Origin of the sequence: Streptomyces deccanensis, from assembly GCF_022385335.1 — a bacterium.
GTDB classification, from domain to species: domain Bacteria; phylum Actinomycetota; class Actinomycetes; order Streptomycetales; family Streptomycetaceae; genus Streptomyces; species Streptomyces deccanensis.
The window spans coordinates 8,301,499-8,316,560 of sequence record NZ_CP092431.1 but is presented as its reverse complement, the minus strand read 5'-3'; the positions used below and the strand labels follow the sequence as shown (position 1 = coordinate 8,316,560).

Annotated in this window: 13 protein-coding genes and 3 pseudogenes; 11 read left to right on the top strand and 5 right to left on the bottom strand. The window is 70.0% G+C overall.

All coding sequences use genetic code 11. From position 1 onward, the window contains the following. Positions 1–48: 48 nt before the first annotated feature. The 3 genes and pseudogenes from L3078_RS36740 to L3078_RS36730 all read right to left on the bottom strand — a co-directional run. Positions 49–510, bottom strand: a pseudogene (locus L3078_RS36740) (transaldolase family protein); the annotation flags it as partial. Between the two features lie 256 nt (positions 511–766). Beyond that, positions 767–1,399, bottom strand: coding sequence for a DUF2461 family protein (locus tag L3078_RS36735; RefSeq protein ID WP_239758251.1), 633 nt, complete (start codon positions 1,397–1,399; stop codon positions 767–769). An 88-nt stretch (positions 1,400–1,487) separates the two neighbouring features. Beyond that, positions 1,488–2,093: a dihydrofolate reductase family protein gene (locus L3078_RS36730; protein ID WP_239758249.1), complete on the bottom strand. Its 606-nt coding sequence runs from the start codon at positions 2,091–2,093 to the stop codon at positions 1,488–1,490. Between the two features lie 231 nt (positions 2,094–2,324). On the opposite strand from L3078_RS36730, the pseudogene L3078_RS36725 reads away from it, so the two are divergent. The 4 genes and pseudogenes from L3078_RS36725 (at position 2,325) to L3078_RS36715 (ending at position 5,223) form a co-directional block, all read left to right on the top strand. Further along, positions 2,325–3,536 (top strand): annotated as a pseudogene (locus L3078_RS36725) (IS110 family RNA-guided transposase). Positions 3,537–3,665: 129 nt separating this feature from the next. Further along, a complete protein-coding gene (locus L3078_RS44685) occupies positions 3,666–3,800 on the top strand; it encodes a hypothetical protein (RefSeq protein ID WP_275593197.1) in 135 nt (44 codons plus the stop codon). A gap of 105 nt (positions 3,801–3,905) precedes the next feature. Continuing rightward, the gene (locus L3078_RS36720; RefSeq protein WP_338059544.1) at positions 3,906–4,424 is read left to right on the top strand and encodes an MmyB family transcriptional regulator; all 519 of its coding nucleotides are present in this window, start codon (positions 3,906–3,908) and stop codon (positions 4,422–4,424) included. 64 nt (positions 4,425–4,488) lie between these two features. Then, entirely contained in the window at positions 4,489–5,223 is a 735-nt protein-coding gene (locus tag L3078_RS36715; RefSeq protein ID WP_239758248.1) for an SDR family NAD(P)-dependent oxidoreductase, read from the top strand. An 88-nt stretch (positions 5,224–5,311) separates the two neighbouring features. Here the strand turns inward: L3078_RS36715 and L3078_RS36710 are convergent, their stop codons facing one another. Continuing rightward, positions 5,312–5,689, bottom strand: a complete 378-nt coding sequence (locus L3078_RS36710) for a hypothetical protein (RefSeq protein WP_239758246.1) — start codon at positions 5,687–5,689, stop codon at positions 5,312–5,314. A gap of 544 nt (positions 5,690–6,233) precedes the next feature. Here L3078_RS36710 and L3078_RS36705 point away from each other — a divergent pair. Then, positions 6,234–6,971 (top strand): hypothetical protein, encoded by a 738-nt coding sequence (locus L3078_RS36705; protein WP_239758244.1) that lies wholly within the window; start codon positions 6,234–6,236, stop codon positions 6,969–6,971. Between the two features lie 216 nt (positions 6,972–7,187). Here the strand turns inward: L3078_RS36705 and L3078_RS36700 are convergent, their stop codons facing one another. Beyond that, complete coding sequence (locus L3078_RS36700; RefSeq protein WP_239758242.1) at positions 7,188–8,381, bottom strand: hypothetical protein; 1,194 nt, start codon at positions 8,379–8,381, stop codon at positions 7,188–7,190. Between the two features lie 448 nt (positions 8,382–8,829). Here L3078_RS36700 and L3078_RS36695 point away from each other — a divergent pair, with 448 nt between their 5' ends. The 6 genes and pseudogenes from L3078_RS36695 (at position 8,830) to otnI (ending at position 14,752) form a co-directional block, all read left to right on the top strand. Further along, the gene (locus L3078_RS36695) at positions 8,830–9,144 is read left to right on the top strand and encodes an alpha-N-acetylglucosaminidase C-terminal domain-containing protein (RefSeq protein WP_239758240.1); all 315 of its coding nucleotides are present in this window, start codon (positions 8,830–8,832) and stop codon (positions 9,142–9,144) included. 1,271 nt (positions 9,145–10,415) lie between these two features. Beyond that, positions 10,416–10,634 (top strand): annotated as a pseudogene (locus tag L3078_RS36690) (hypothetical protein); the annotation flags it as partial. Positions 10,635–10,750: 116 nt separating this feature from the next. After that, positions 10,751–12,121 (top strand): four-carbon acid sugar kinase family protein, encoded by a 1,371-nt coding sequence (locus L3078_RS36685; RefSeq protein WP_239758238.1) that lies wholly within the window; start codon positions 10,751–10,753, stop codon positions 12,119–12,121. Next, positions 12,121–13,005: a class II fructose-bisphosphate aldolase gene (locus L3078_RS36680; RefSeq protein ID WP_239758236.1), complete on the top strand. Its 885-nt coding sequence runs from the start codon at positions 12,121–12,123 to the stop codon at positions 13,003–13,005. The genes L3078_RS36685 and L3078_RS36680 overlap by 1 nt, the downstream gene beginning before the upstream one ends. 107 nt (positions 13,006–13,112) lie before the next feature. Beyond that, entirely contained in the window at positions 13,113–13,796 is a 684-nt protein-coding gene (locus L3078_RS36675; RefSeq protein ID WP_239758235.1) for an aspartate/glutamate racemase family protein, read from the top strand. A gap of 143 nt (positions 13,797–13,939) precedes the next feature. Continuing rightward, the gene (otnI, locus tag L3078_RS36670) at positions 13,940–14,752 is read left to right on the top strand and encodes a 2-oxo-tetronate isomerase (RefSeq protein ID WP_239758233.1); all 813 of its coding nucleotides are present in this window, start codon (positions 13,940–13,942) and stop codon (positions 14,750–14,752) included. The last annotated feature ends 310 nt before the right edge of the window (positions 14,753–15,062 follow it).

Below are 15,062 nucleotides of genomic sequence, written 5' to 3'. Positions count from 1 at the left end.
GACAGAACAAACGTTGTCCCAATGGACCGCCGCGTGAAACCCAGACAGCTCGTAGGTGCCGGAGACGGTGTCGCCGGTGATCTCGCCGTGGTCGGCGACAGCGTCGAGGGTGGCCTCCGGCATGGTGTTGACGGTACCCGGTGCCACCAGCCCGGTGACGTACAGCGTGTCGGGGCGGGAGGGGTCCTTGACGCCCGTCGAGGCCCAGAGGGGACGCTGGGTGTTTGCCCCGGCCTGGTGGAGTGCGGCCCAGCGCCCGGAGGGCTGTCTCCATCCGTCGGCAGAGCCGAACACCTCCTCATATGCCTGGTAGCCGAGACGGGCATTGGCCAGGGCGGCCTTGCCGCGGGCCCGCAGTGCCTCGGGGGTGCCGATCGCGTCGAGGCGCCGGCCTGTCTCGGTGTCGACGCGGGACACGAAGAACGAGGCGACGGAGTGGATCGCGGAGACGTCCAGTCCTCGCTCCCGGGCTTTCCCCAGGCCGGTGAGGTAGGCGTCCATGACAATGCGGTCCGGACGTCCGAGCTGCCGACGGTGTCCGGAGCCGTCGTCGACGCGCCCTGGTACGCCCCGACGGCTACATCTGCTGGGCCCGAGCGGCCCGGAACGACGCCGCACCCACAGAATTCTTACCGGCCCAGGACGGACTGCCGACTCCCTGCACCGGTGGTTCGGGCACCCGGAACGCTGACTCCCTGCGGACGAGGCCCTGCACGCCCAGGCCTCCAGGTGCGGTTCCTCCTCTGCCGCGAGCGCCGTCGTGATATCAGGTGGCGCGCTTCACGTGGCGGACCAGCCACATCAGCAGGGCGTCCAGGTCGGCGGCGGCCGAGAGGACCCGGTCGACCACTTCGGGGGTGTGCAGCCACTCCTCGCAGCCGAGGGAACGGGCGGCGATCAGCGAACGGTGGCGCAGCAGGTTTGCACGGGAGTGGTCCCCCGGATAGCCGCGCGGGGGGCGTTTCATCACGTCCCCGGAGATGTCGTAGCCCTTCTTCCGCACGTCCTCGACGATGGCGGACAGTTCGCGGCCGCTCCCCTCGGAGGCCACGGCCATGCGGAACATCTCCACCTGGCCGGGATCGGGATACCACCAGGCGCCCTGGATCCGCAGGCCGTCCAGATCGAACCGGAGACCGATCTCGATCTTGCGGCCGAGCCGGATCACCGCTCCCTGGTGCTGCCACCACCAGGAGTCGGTGCGGTAGTGCCAGACGGAGAAGTCCTCGTACCGGGGGTCGGTGTCCGCGACCTCGTTGAGCAGGGCGATCATCGGCTGCCGGACCAGGCGTTCGCGGTCCACGCGGTAGCGCTCGCGGGTCGCGTGGGTCGGTTCGCCCTGGAGCTGCCACAAGACGTCCATGGCCTGCTCCGGCCAGCCGGTGAACTGTCCGCGCATGCGCGGAGGATAGCTCACGCGGTCTTGCACCGCGCCCGCCGGCGCCGGCCTGGCGGACGGGCGGACGGGCGGACGGGGGGGGGGGACGTCACGCAGGGACGGCGAGCAGCGGGTGCTCGAGCACGCGGGGCTTGTACTCGACCAACTGGATGCGGCCGTCAAAGGTGCGGTGCTCGATCATCTCGAGGGCAACGTCCGGATAGCCGTCGTAGATGCGTTCCTCGCCCGTGGCCCCCGTGATCACCGGGAACATCACGACCCGGAACCGGTCGACGAGTCCGGCTCGTAGCAGGGACCGGCTCAGGCTGAGGCTGCCGATCGTGCTGAGGAGCCCCGAGCCACTCGACTTCATGGCGCGGACCGCCTCGACGGCGTCGTCGCGGACGAGCGTGGAGTTTGCCCACGTCAGTGGCTCCTCGAGTGAAGAGGAGAACACCACCTTGGACGCTTGCGTGAGCTCGTCGACGGACGCCTCTTCCTCGGGCCGGAACTCGTCCTGGCCCTTCGGGACCTCGCCCGCGGCGAAACCCGACATCAGGCGGTAGGTGTTCGCTCCCATCAGATAGGTGACCTCGGGCTGCTCGCCGAGCCACGCGAGGTACTCCGGGCCCTCGAGGCCCCAGAAACCGGGCCATCCCTCGCCCGATGCGCAGCCGTCGAGGGAGGTGATGAAGTCGACGAGAAGCTCCGACATGGCGGTGTCCTTACGTTGTAGGTGGGTTGGTTTCGGTCACTCGTAGGATCGAAAGACCCGGGGATGCTGGGTGTGGCTCATGGGTTTCCGCCCACTGGTGGCTTGAAAGGATTGGCCGCTCGGCATCCCGCGACGACTCGACCACTCATTGGGATGCGCGGCACAAGATCGCTTGGTAAGGACACGCTGGCGAGGTCGTCTGCTGGGCTGTGAACGGATACGACTTCGGAGGTGGCCGTGCCCGAGCTGTGGGCCGGTACGGATGCGGGCAAGGCCGCGCATCACTGCGTGGTGCTCGACGCGGACGGCAAGCGCCGGCTGTCGCGGCGGGTGGACAACGACGAGACCGCGCTGCTGAAGCTGATCGCCGATGTGCTGGAGCTGAGCGACGGCGCCCCGGTGACCTGGGCGATCGACCTCAACGCCGGCGGGGCCGCGCTGATGATCGCGCTGCTGACCGACAACGGCCAGCAGGTCCTCTACATCCCCGGCCGCACCGTCCATCACGCCTCCGGCTCCTACCGGGGCGACGGCAAGAGCGACGCCAAGGACGCCTTCGTCATCGCCGACCAGGCCCGCATGCGCCGCGACCTGGAACCTGTGCACCGAGGCGACGACATCGCCGTGGACCTGCGCATCCTCACCTCGCGCCGCCTGGACCTGGCCGCCGACCGCACCAGGACCATCAACCGGCTGCGAGCCCAGATGCTGGAGTACTTCCCCGCCCTGGAACGCGCCTTCGACTACAAGACGTCCAAGGCGGCCCTGGTGCTGCTGACGCAGTACCAGACCCCGGCCGCCCTCCGGCGCGTCGGCAGGACCCGGCTCGCGACCTGGCTGAAGAACCGCAAGGTCCGCAACTATCAGCTCGTTGCGGCCACCGCGGTGGAGGCCGCCGAGGCCCAGCACACCGCCGTCGCCGGGGAGAAGCTGGCCGCCGCCATGGTGGCCAGGCTCGCGAGGAGGTGATGGCCCTCGACGAGGAGATCGCCGAGACCGACGCCCTGATCGAGGGCCGGTTTCGCGACCACCCGCACGCCGAGGTCATCCTGAGCATGCCCGGCCTCGGCCCCGTCCTGGGCGCCGAGTTCATCGCTCACACCGGCGGAGACCTGAGCGTCTTCGCCAGCGCTGACCGCCTCGCCGGCGTCGCCTAGCCTGGCCCCGGTCCCCAAGGACTCCGGACGCATCAGCGGCAACATGCGCCGCCCACGCCGCTACTGCCGACGCCTGCTGCGGGTCTTCTACATGTCCGCCATGGTCGCCGCCCGCTCCTGCCCCGTCTCCAAAGCCTTCTACGAGCGCAAACGAGCCGAGGGCAAGGGCCACAAGCAGGCAATCATCGCCCTCGCACGACGCCGCCTGAACGTCCTGTGGGCACTCATACGCGACGGCCGCGCCTTCGAACTCACGGCACCGCAGACCCCCGTCATGCTGGGCTGACACGCTCACAGCGAGTCACCAACGCGGGTTGACAACTCCATTGGGAATCCTTTCGTGGGGTGTCACGAGCTTGGACCGACCGGGAGCCACAAACTCATCGGCCGCGCCGCGGAGCAACGAGAAAGACCCATGACGCTGCAGCCGATCAGGTCGGCGCAGCGGCACTGCCCCGGAGAGCCGGTGGCCCTGGTGGACGAACCCGACGCCGACGCCGGTGCCGGTGCCGGTGCCGGTGCCCGAGGGCGTCGCGCCGTGGCCGCATGATCCGGCCCGCCATTCGAGACATGGCCGGGTCCGGCATCGGCGACGCCGGTCACGGACGCCGCGCCCTGCCCGGCGGACGCAGCAGCGCGCACGATCTGCCACCTCATGGCCACCAACCAGGACGCGTTGGCCGGGCGTTGGCCGGATACGGCCTCGTGCTGGTCCCCGCGCGGCGCGGCGCCGATGTCCCGGCACTTCTCGGCTGGGATGCGGAGGCTCCGCTGCCGCTGGTGCGCGCTGCAGCGCATCTGGGAGAGCGGTTCGGCGCTCGGTGGCGGCAGAGAGAGCGGCGCGGCGCCTGCCGGCCGTTACCCCAACGACAAGGCCCTGCGCGAGCTCATCGGTGCACTCTCCACCCTCAGCCCCGAGTTCCGCACCCGGTGGGCGGCTCACAACGTGCGTATCCCTCACGGCGGCGTCAAACGCTTCCGCCACCCCGAGGCCGGAGACCTGGAGGTCACCTTCCAGCCCCTGATCTGCCCATGTCCGCCCCCTGCCCGCGGCGCACTCCCTCACCATCTACACCGCCGAACCCGGCTCCGCTTCCGAAGACAGCCTGCGCCTGCTCGCATCCTGGGCAGCCACCCACTAGCCTCACCCACCCGGCAGTCCCCGGCACGCTGAAAGCCGTTCAGCACAGCCACTCCAGGTAGCAAGGGAGCCCCTCCGTGAAGCACACAGGACGAGCATGAGCCGGATCCTCATCACCGGTTCCACGGACGGCCTCGGATACGCCACCGCCGAGGCGCTGCAGTCCGCCGGGCACGACGTCGTGGTCCACGCCCGCACCCCTGAGCGGGCCAGAGCCCTCCACCTGCTCGTCGGCCGCGGAGCGGGTCTCGTCGTAGCCGACTTCACCGACCGTGACGCCGTACGGCACATTGCCGCCGAACTGAACGACACCCCGCCGCTCGACGCGGTCGTTCACAACGCCGGTGTCTGGAGCGGGCCTGCGGTCATGCCGGTCAACATCGTCGCCCCGTACCTGCTCACCGCGCTCGTGCGCGGGCCGCGCCGCCTGGTGTACCTGAGCAGCGGCTCGCACTTCGACGGCCGCCCCTCAGCGGACGGCGTGGACTGGCGCGGCACGAAGCCCGGGTCATACGCGGACAGCAAGCTGTTCGTCACCACGCTCACAGCCGCAGTGGCCCGCCTGTACCCCGACGTGCTGAGCAACGCCGTGGACCCGGGCTGGGTGCCCACGAAGATGGGGGGACCCGGCGCACCCGACGATCTTCAGCTCGGTCACCAGACACAGCAGTGGCTGGCCTCCAGCGAAGATCTCCAGGCGCTCACGACCGGGGGCTACTGGTACCACCGCGAGCGGCAGCAGCCTCACCCCGCCGTACACGATGAGGCGTTCCAGGACCGGCTTCTGCAGGCGCTGGCCGAGGAGACAGGCACTGCCCTCGACGTGTGGTAGCAACACCCTTCCACGGGTGGCTGCGGCACTCGCCTCCTCCGGCAGCACGCTCCTCGGGGTCAGGGCCACCCCAGCGTACCGGCCTTGATCAGGGGGGTGTCGTTGGTTTCCGTCCACTCCATGCGGGCCTTGAGGTCCTGGATGCAGATCTCGTGGCACGTGCGGATGGCGGGAGGAAGGTGCCCCGCAGGATGAAGACGCCCCCGCCCCTGACGAAGAGCGGCTTGGTCACCGGCGTGGGGCCGGTTCGGAATCCGCTGCCGTTGCCTTTGATCAGGCAGCTCGCGTCCACCGTCACTCGGATCTTGCGCACCTCGAAGACCTCGTGCTGGATCGCGGTCCACATGTCGGCGAAGCCGGCCGCTGCTTGTTCCTGGCCGGGCCGGACGACGAGCGACGTCATGCCGAGCGGCTGGACAGAGACCTGCTCCGCAGCCCGCGTCACGGCGGCCAAGGTCTGGGCCATGTTCGATGAGTAATGCGGAGCGCGGAGGAACCCTGTGCGCCCCGAGTCGGCGGCCCGCCCCCGAGCCGCGGTCGTCATCAACGCGGAGGCCGCAGCGGCCGAGATGCGGGCCTGCGGATTCGAGCCACTCGTGCCGTATCCCCGCCGCACCAACGCGACGTGCCCCTCACGCTGCATGACCTGCGGGCACGCGGGGCTTTTCGACGCTCAACGCCGTCCGTAACGCGGGCCCGCGCTGTCGAATCCGCCGAGCGAAGGCGACCCAGGCGAAACGCGCCGCCACGAACGCGCCCAAGGCCGGAGAAACCATGCACGCGGCCGGACTCGAACCGCTGGAACCCTACCCGGGCAGCCAACCCGGCTCCGCCGACCAACCAGTTTTGGGAGATCGCTGCCATCCCACGGCATCCTCACCCATCGACCCCCTGCGAAGATGCGTTCGGCGGATTGTGAACGCCTCGGCCTCCAGGGATGTGGCCGACGTTCTGTCGACGGTGATGGGCTCTCAGCTGACAAGGGCAGGCTGCACAGTCTTCAATGGCGTGTGGCCACGCCGATACCACTACCCCCGCCCCCGCCCCTGCCCGCCACCCTGGAGATGATCGCGGGTGGCGCTGCGTTGGACGAAGTCCTGGAGTGTCTGCGCGCACGGCGGCCGGTGTTCCACTCCGAGGCCGATCTCCAGCACAGTTTCGCCCTCGCCGTGGGCGAGGTCGCGCCGGAGGTCAGGTGCCGTCTCGAGGTCCCGGTGCGCGGGAGCGACGCCTCGGAGTACCTGGACCTACTGTGCCTGGGGCCTGCGGGCCGTACGGCAATCGAATTCAAGTACGTGACCCGGCAGTGGTCGGGTACCGCCGGGGTGCCTCCCGAGGAGTACGCCTTGCGCGGACACAACGCGCCGGACGTCGCGCGTAGGGACTTCCTGCGGGACGTAGGAAGGCTGGAACGCTTCTGCGACCGCGAGGACCAGAACGGGCTGGCCCTACTCATCACAAACGAGACCGCCCTGTGGCGCCCCAGGCAACGCAGGATGCCCACCAGGGACGAGGAGTTCCGGATCCACCACGGCCGGGAACTGAGCGGCACCTTGCTGTGGGCCGGCGGTTCCTTCCCGGACAACACCCGAGTGCTGCGGGGCGCCTACATGCTCACCTGGCGTCCATACACCCAACTGGATGGCCCGAATAGCGAGTTCCGCTGCCTCGCGGTGTTCATCACTCCGAACCCAGCGCTGCCCCAGGGCTCTTGGAGTGGGCGCCCAACTGGCGATTCGCCCAGCTAGGCGCCGACATCTCCGTCGCCCGCACAGCGCCCCGGTCGACGTTCATCCATTCATCCCGATATACCGAGTTCCTAGCTGGCGGAGAGTCCGGCCTTGGGCGCGGATCCGGTTCCGTTGGGCCAATACATCCGGTACGCCGGCGCGGGGTGGGGCCAGTGTCCTCCGAGACACTGGCCCCACCCGTTGCGACGGACTCGGACGAACTGCCCGACCTGGTCAGCCGACGAACTCGACCATGGCGGTCGCCGTGCCGGGCACATGCCGGGCGTCGCCCGCGTAGGTGACCGTGTAGTGGGGGTAGGTGTTCCAGTCGGGCGGGAGGTCACTGAAGCTGAAAGTGCCGTCCCGTCGGACCTTCACGTCCGGCAGTTCCACACCGTCGCGCGTCACCGTGACCGCTCTGTGCTTAGGGAAGGGGAGCAGCGAGGTCAATTTCCCCGTCACGGTGACCGGCGTGCCAACGGGATTCGTCGGCGGGGCGGACACAGTGATCGTGCTGGATGCCTTGGCGACGTCGGTGACGATGTCGAGAACGACATCGCCCGAGTAGGGGAAGCGGGTGGTGAACAGTCTGTTGCCGTCGGGCGCCCAGGCCACGCCTCGGTCGAGGAGATCCGCGTACCCCGGCGACAACGCGACCGTGCGGTACGCGGCGGTCTCTCCCAGGCGGTAGAGGTAGACGTCCCACTCCCCTCCCGCCACAATCCCCGCGGCAACCGTGCCGTGGGAGTCGACGGCGACGGAGTTGGGGTAGGGGCCGGTGTCGTACTGCGCCTCCTCCGTCAGGTCCGACAGGCGCCACCGCTGGTGGTAGTAATTGGAGCCGTTCGCGGTGATCACACTGCTGCCGTCCGGCGTCACCGCGACGTCCTCGACATCGGCGACGGCGTCGCTGTAGGCGGTCTCCTTGAGCGTGCCGGAGCCCACGTCGTACACGCGCATGCCCAGCGCGCCCTGGCTCTCAGCAGCGACGAGGCGGTCGGGCGCGCCCGGCGACGAGGCGAGTCGCGGCTTTCCGTACCAGACAGGGTTGTCGTCCAGGCTGACGGTCGGGGTCGCCTCGGCGATGGCGACCGACCCAATGCCGGCGTCGAAGACGGTGGCCTGGTAGCCGAAGAACAGCCGGCCGCCAGCGAGGGCGAGCGTCTCCGGTTCGGTGCCGGCCCCGGTAGAGATGCGCCGCTTCTCCGTCAAGGTTGCGGTGTCGATGACGGAGATCGCGTCAGCGTTCGGGAGTGCCACGTACAGGGTGGACCCGTCGGCCGACTCGGCCATGCCACGCGCCCCGTCGAGCCCCTCCACCTTCTTCACGACCTGCCCGTCGTGGTCGGTGGCCAGCACCGCGTCGTCGCCGGGCGCGCTGACGTATACGTGGCGGCTGTCGGCGAGGGTCTGCCAGTGCGACCGCACGGGCAAAACGATGCCGCCCTGGGACTGTGCCGCTGCCGTGCCGGGGGCACCGAGTAGATTTAATGACGCGGTCGCCAAGACCAGCGCGACACCCGCCGCACGTCTTCCTATACGCACTTCAGGGGCTCCTTCGGGTAGGGCTCCGGCCGCACGGCGCGGTCGGCGGACCAACTGTATGTATCCGCAGTGACATTGGGCCCACAGGATGACCGCGTGCAGAGCGCACGCGAGGCCACGCCGCAGCCCTCGCCATCTGGCTCCGCACATGCTCGACCGGACAAGTCCTCACCGTGACCGACACCTCGATGGGACCCAACGCCCCGGACTGGGTGGAGCAGTACCCGAAGTAGGCGGGACAAGGACAACAGCGCCCCGGCTGGCATCGTCGCGATGCCGAAGGCACGCTGACAACAACCACGGGAAGACCATCGGCGACACGGCGTACGGCATGACCCGCGCCGACGGCTGGAGCAAGGCACCCGACGGGCTGTTCGGGGCCCGTCCGAGCCTGGGCGCGAACAAGGCGGCGGCCTGGGGACCGGAGGCGAACCGCCACGACACCGCCGCCTTCGACCTGGCCCTGACCGAGTCCCATCAGGTGGCGCCCGCACTGCGCGACAACTCGGCGTGCTGCTACGACCTGGCCGATGCCGCCCGGCAGGTGCTGTCCAACCAGTACTGGCCTGGGACTCCGGTCAGGACCGGATGTTCGAGTCGATCAGGCTGGCCGGTTCCTTCGCCGCACCAGTGTTTTTGCGCCTGACCCGCGCCGGCTGCGCCTACACGGGCGAGGCCAGCGCCGACGACGCGACCTGGACCACCATCGGCACGGCCACGCTGGGCGGCGCCGACCACGCCCAGGACGTGGAGGTCTTCATGCGGCGAACTGCTGGACCAGCAGTGGGATCGCGGAGTTCAAGGACTTCACAGTCTCCTGACCCCCAGCTCCCCGCCCGGCTCGGGCTCGGGCTCACGTCCCGGATCGCGCTACGTATCAAGATCCGGACCATGCCCGGGCCAGCTGCCCGCTCGTGGTCTCGATAGGAGCTGTCTTCGATGGTCAGCATCCTGCCGGACACGTACCACCAGCAGACGAAGAACTTATGGGCAGCTTCTGCCCTGCCTGCGGCAACCACTCAGCGTGCCCACGGACCGCCCCAGTTCGACTGGCTTCCCTCCTCGCCAGTGGCCGCAGCGCGGGCCATCTCTGGGGAGAATCTGGGGAGTACGAGCAGCTCTGGGGAGCGCGGGGGGGGAATCGGCTACCTAAGCGGACACGAGTCTGAAAGAACGCGAAAGAAAGATCAATGCAGGTCAGAGACCTGATCACCCGCATATCTGCAGGTCAACGCCACCTGGGAGACAACTTCAAGCGGCGAGACTGGCTCTGAGTCCACCTGCCTCCGTTACGCCTCCGTGTGCTGGACCTGTGCGATAGCGGCTCTCTCCAACGTCCGTGGAAGCGACGGCAGTTCGGGCCGGTGGCCCGGCTCGCGGAGCGGGCATCCATGCCCGCTGTGGCCAACGGAAGGGTCCGGGACAGCAGGCGGGCGAAAGCGTCGCAGGCCGCGCGGGGCTTCGCCGCACCACGTCAGGGTCTCGTCCAGCGCGCCGAGGTGGACAGGAAGCGGGCGGAAGACGTCCCGACGCATGTCATCGCGGACCGTGACGTCGGCGGCCGGGGCCTGGTCGCGCCACCAGTCCCGCACGATGTCTGGGACAGAGGCGGCCTGCTGCCCGCTGCTCAGCGCTCTCCGTACGGCGTCCCTCACGTTTCGCCGGATCACGCTCCGGGCTGGCCGGGCGCCGGCAGATCAGCCCGCCGCGGCCCAGTGTCCCCGGCGGCGATGCACTTCCTGGACAGAGCCGACGGAACCGCGACGGAACCGCAGTGAAGCCGCCTTATAAGGCGCCCCTATAAGGAACATCGGCATTGCGTCTTGGACGCGCTGCCCGGCCCGTTGCTGGAATCGGCCCTATGACGTACCCAGAACCACCGCAGCGCCCTCATCCTCGGTGACGGCATCGGGCCCGCGGGGCATCGGCTTGGTCACCGTCCTCAACCCGTACATCGGCCACGAGGCGGCCACCGGCATCGCCAAGGAGGCCCTCGCCACTGGACGCGGAGTCGCCGAACTCGTACGGGACAAGGGCCTCCTCCCCGCCGGCACCCTCGCCCAGCTGCTCCGTCCCGAGACCGTCGCGGGACTCGTCAAGCCCTGGTGTGACGTGATCAGGCGCGACCTCGACTGACGTTCCCTCAACCACTCGTAACAGACCAGGAATTCGCCATGCCCCTACCCCTTCATGCCCAGACCGGTCCCGTCCCCGAGGCAGCGGTGCTGGGAGAGCTGCCTCCAGTCCACGCCGTGAGCGCCGCGGAAGTGGCCGCCCGCATATCCGGCGGCCCCCGTCTCGTCGTCCTCGACGACGATCCGACCGGCACCCAGACGGTCGCCGACGTGCCCGTCCTGACGTCCTGGACGGTGGACGACCTGCGCTGGGCGCTGCGCCAGGACAGCGCCGTCTTCTTCGTCCTCACCAACACCCGCAGCCTGTCCCCCGAGGACGCGGCCGCCCGCAACCGCGAGGTCGTCCGCGCCCTGCACGCGGCGTCGGCGGCCGAGGGCACCGGCTACGTCCTGGCCAGCCGCGGGGACTCCACGCTTCGCGGTCACTTCCCGCTGGAGACCGATGTCCTCGCAGAGGAGCTGACGGAGCTGGGCGCAGGTGCTCCGGACGGCGTCGTGGTGGTCCCCGCCTACATCGAGGCGGGCCGGCTGACCGCCCGCTCCCACCACTGGATGCGGACCGCCGACGGACTGCTCCCGGTCGGGATGAGCGAGTTCGCCCGCGACGCCACCTTCGGCTACCGCAGTTCCTCGCTGCCCGAGTGGGTCGAGGAGAAGACGGGCGGACGCGTCCCCGCGGACGAGGTTCTGCGCGTCACCCTCGACGACCTGCGCGGCGGCGGCCCGGCGCACACGGCGCGGCTGCTGTCCTCGCTGCGCGGCGGACGTACGGCCGTCGTCGACGCGGTGTGCGACGACGATCTGCGGGTGCTGGCCCTGGCACTCGCGGAGGCGGAGGAGAACGGCACGCGGCTGGTGTACCGGGTCGGGCCGTCCTTCGTCAGGGCCCGCGCAGGACAGGCCGGGCGGGCACCGCTCACCCCGACCGAACTGCGCCCGCTGCGCGGGGACGCGCCGCACGGTCTCATCGTCGTGGGTTCTCATGTCGCGCTGACGACACGGCAGTTGGACCGGCTGCGAGAGCGAGGCGGGATCGCCGAGTACGAGCTGGACGTGGCCCTGCTACTCGACGAGGAGCGGCGTGAAGCCCACATCGCAGAGGTCGCGGCCGCGGCCGCCGGCGCGCTGGACTCGGCGGACGCCGTGATCCGTACCTCGCGCGTGCTGGTGACCGGTGCCGACGCGGAGGACAGTCTCGCGATCTCCCGCCGGGTCTCCGCCGCGCTCGTTCAGGTCGTGCGCCAGGTCAACGCCTCGCGGCGGCCCGCTTTCGTCCTCGCCAAGGGCGGGATCACCTCCAGCGACACCGCCACCCACGGCCTCGAGATCCGCCGTGCCTGGGCCCGGGGCACCCTGCTGCCGGGCATCGTCTCGCTCTGGGAGCCGGTGGACGGCCCCGCCGCCGGCATCCCCTACATCGTCTTCGCCGGGAACGTCGGGGGCCCCGACGCCCTCGCCGACGCCCTCGACCTGCTCAGGAGTGCCTGATGCTGCTGCACGGAACCGATGCCCTGAAGGAGGCGGCGGCCGCCGGTCACGCCCTGCCCGGGTTCGTCGCCTACAACCTGGAGACGGTGCAGGGCGTCACGGCAGCCGCCGAGGCCGCCGGAGGGCCGGTCGTCATCCAGGCGGGCTCCAGTCCCTTCAAGCACGCCGGCCGCGAGGCCCTGATACGGCTGGCGCTGGACGCCGCCGCACGCTCCACGGCCTCGTTGGGGGTGCACCTCGACCACAGCCGGGACCTGGACGAGATCTCCGCCTGCCTGGAGGCGGGCTACACCTCCGTCATGGTCGACGGCTCTCACCTGCCGTTCGCCGAGAACATCGCGCTGACGAAGGAGGCGGTCCGCCGGGCCCGCGACCACGGCGCCTGGGTGGAGGCCGAGCTCGGTGCCCTGCCGGGTGACGAGGACGTCTCCACCGACGCCGTCGCGCGGGCCGCGGCGATGACCGACCCGCAGCAGGCGGCCGAATTCGTGTCCGCGACGGGCGTGGACGCGCTCGCCGTCGCCGTCGGCAACGTCCACGGCTTCACCGAGCACCCGGTCCGCCTCGACCTGGCACGGCTCGCCGCGATCCACGAGGCCGTACCGGTCCCGCTCGTCCTGCACGGCGCCAGCGGTCTGCCCGTCGGCGAGCTGCACTGCGCCCTCGCCCGAGGCGTCGCCAAGGTCAACGTCAACGCCGAACTGCGCCGCGCCTATCTGGAGGCCACCCGCGCGACCCTCCCGTCCGCGTTGCCCGGCTCCGACGTCGTCGCCCTGTGGGCGGCCGGCCGCGACGCGGTCCGGGACGCCGCCCTGGATGTCATCAGCCGCCTGAGCCCCCACGCCGAAGGGGGAAACCCGCGGGCTCGATTGTGTCCCCGGTGAACCCATGACCTGAACGCAGCCCCGCTGACCTGGCCCGCACCGCTTCGTCTCGTGCTCTCGTGCCTTCACCGGCACGCGGCCCGATACCTCACCCTGTTGGAGACACCATGTCCACCACTGCCTCGATCGCCGTGCTGCACACCAGCCTGCTGTTCATCAACCCCGATTCGGTCATCAACGAACACCTCGCGGAACTCACGCCGGACGCCCACGTCCTGCACTTCGTCGACAGCGACGTGCTCGCCGCCGTGGTGCGCGACGGCGGGGTCTCGCCTTCCAGCACGCAGCGCATGGTGCACCTGGCCCAGGCCGCGGAGGCCGCGGGGGCCGATGTCATCTTCTCCGCCTGCTCCTCGGTCGGTCCGGCCATCGACGTGGCCCGACGCCTGGTCTCCGTCCCGATCGTCAAGATCGACGACGCGATGACCGCGTCAGCGGTCGAGACCGCTGACGCCATCGGCGTCCTGGCCACGGTCCCCACGACGCTGCCGCCGACCCGTGCCCTCGTCGAGGAGAAGGCCCGGGCGGCCGGTCGCGACATCACCGTCCGAGAACGGCTCTGCGAGGGCGCCTTCTCGGTGCTGACGTCCGGTGACCGCGACCGCCACGACGCGATGGTGCTGGACGGGGCACGGGCGCTGGCCACCGAGGTCGACGTGATCGTGCTGGCCCAGGCGTCCATGGCGCGGCTGGCTCCCGCGATCGCCGAAGCCGTCGGCAAGCCCGTGCTCTCCAGCCCACGCAGCGGAGCGGAAGACGCGGTGCGTGTGCTGAACGGGCAGGCCGGCTGAACCTGTCCGTGCCACAGCCAGAGCCTTCGAGACCATGGAAGGGCAGGGACGCCGAGGAGCCGCACAATGCCGTCGCGGCGGACCGGGCGACCTCCACCAGACCACTGCCCTTGGCCGTCCCCGGCCAGAACACAGGAGCCAGCATGCCGAGGTTCGCAGCGAACCTGTCCATGATGTACACGGAGCACGATTTCCTCGACCGCTTCGCCGCGGCCTCGGCTGACGGCTTCGAGGCCGTGGAGTACCTCTTCCCTTACGCGTACGACGCCGCCGAGCTGCGCCGCCGGCTCGACGACCACGGCCTGAAGCAGGTGCTCTTCAACGCCCCTCCCGGGGCGTGGGAGTCCGGAGAGCGCGGGATGGCGGCGCTGCCCGGACGTGAGGCGGAGCTGCGTTCCGGGGTGGACCAGGCGCTGGAGTACGCGGCGGCGCTGGGCTGCCCTCGGGTGCACCTGATGGCCGGGCTGGTCCGGCCGGACGCGTCACCGGTCGAGCGGGCCGAGCATCGTGACACCTACCTGACCAACCTGGCCTGGGCCACGGAGCGGGCCGCCACGGCCGGCGTCGACATCCTGATCGAGCCGATCAACGGCCGCGACATGCCCGGGTACTTCCTGAACACCCAGGCCGAGGCGCACGCCGTGGTGCGGGGGGTGGGAGCCTCGCATCTCAAGGTGCAGCTCGACCTCTACCACTGCCAGATCGTCGAGGGTGACCTCACCGCGACTCTGCGCCGCGACCTGCCGAGCGGCCGGGTCGGTCATCTGCAGATCGCGGGCGTGCCCGACCGGGGTGAGCCCGACCAGGGTGAGCTCAACGTCCGCCACCTGTTCGACGTGGTCGACGAGCTGGGCTTCGACGGGTGGATCGGCTGCGAGTACCGACCCCGCGCCGGCACGAGCGAAGGTCTCCGTTGGCTCCACGACCACCGGAGCCGACGAGGGCAGAACGCGTGAAGACACGGTCCGCTCCTGGCCATGCCCCTCTGGCCTCTCGCCTGACACAACGTCCGAACATCGTGCCCACGACGGACAGATCACACGTGGGCTCCGTGCGCGGCGTCAGAAATACTCGATGGGCCGGGGCAGTCGTACGCTCCACACCGCTGGTGCGGGCCGCCGTCCAGCAGGTCGCCTTCGATGCCGATCGTCCGGCATTTCATGTCGGAGTCAAAACCCGTGGCGGCAGCCGTCAGGCCCTGCTCCGAGACGTGCGATGAGTCTGATCGGACTCGGCCCGTGACGCCTCATGCGTCCGCTCCCGATT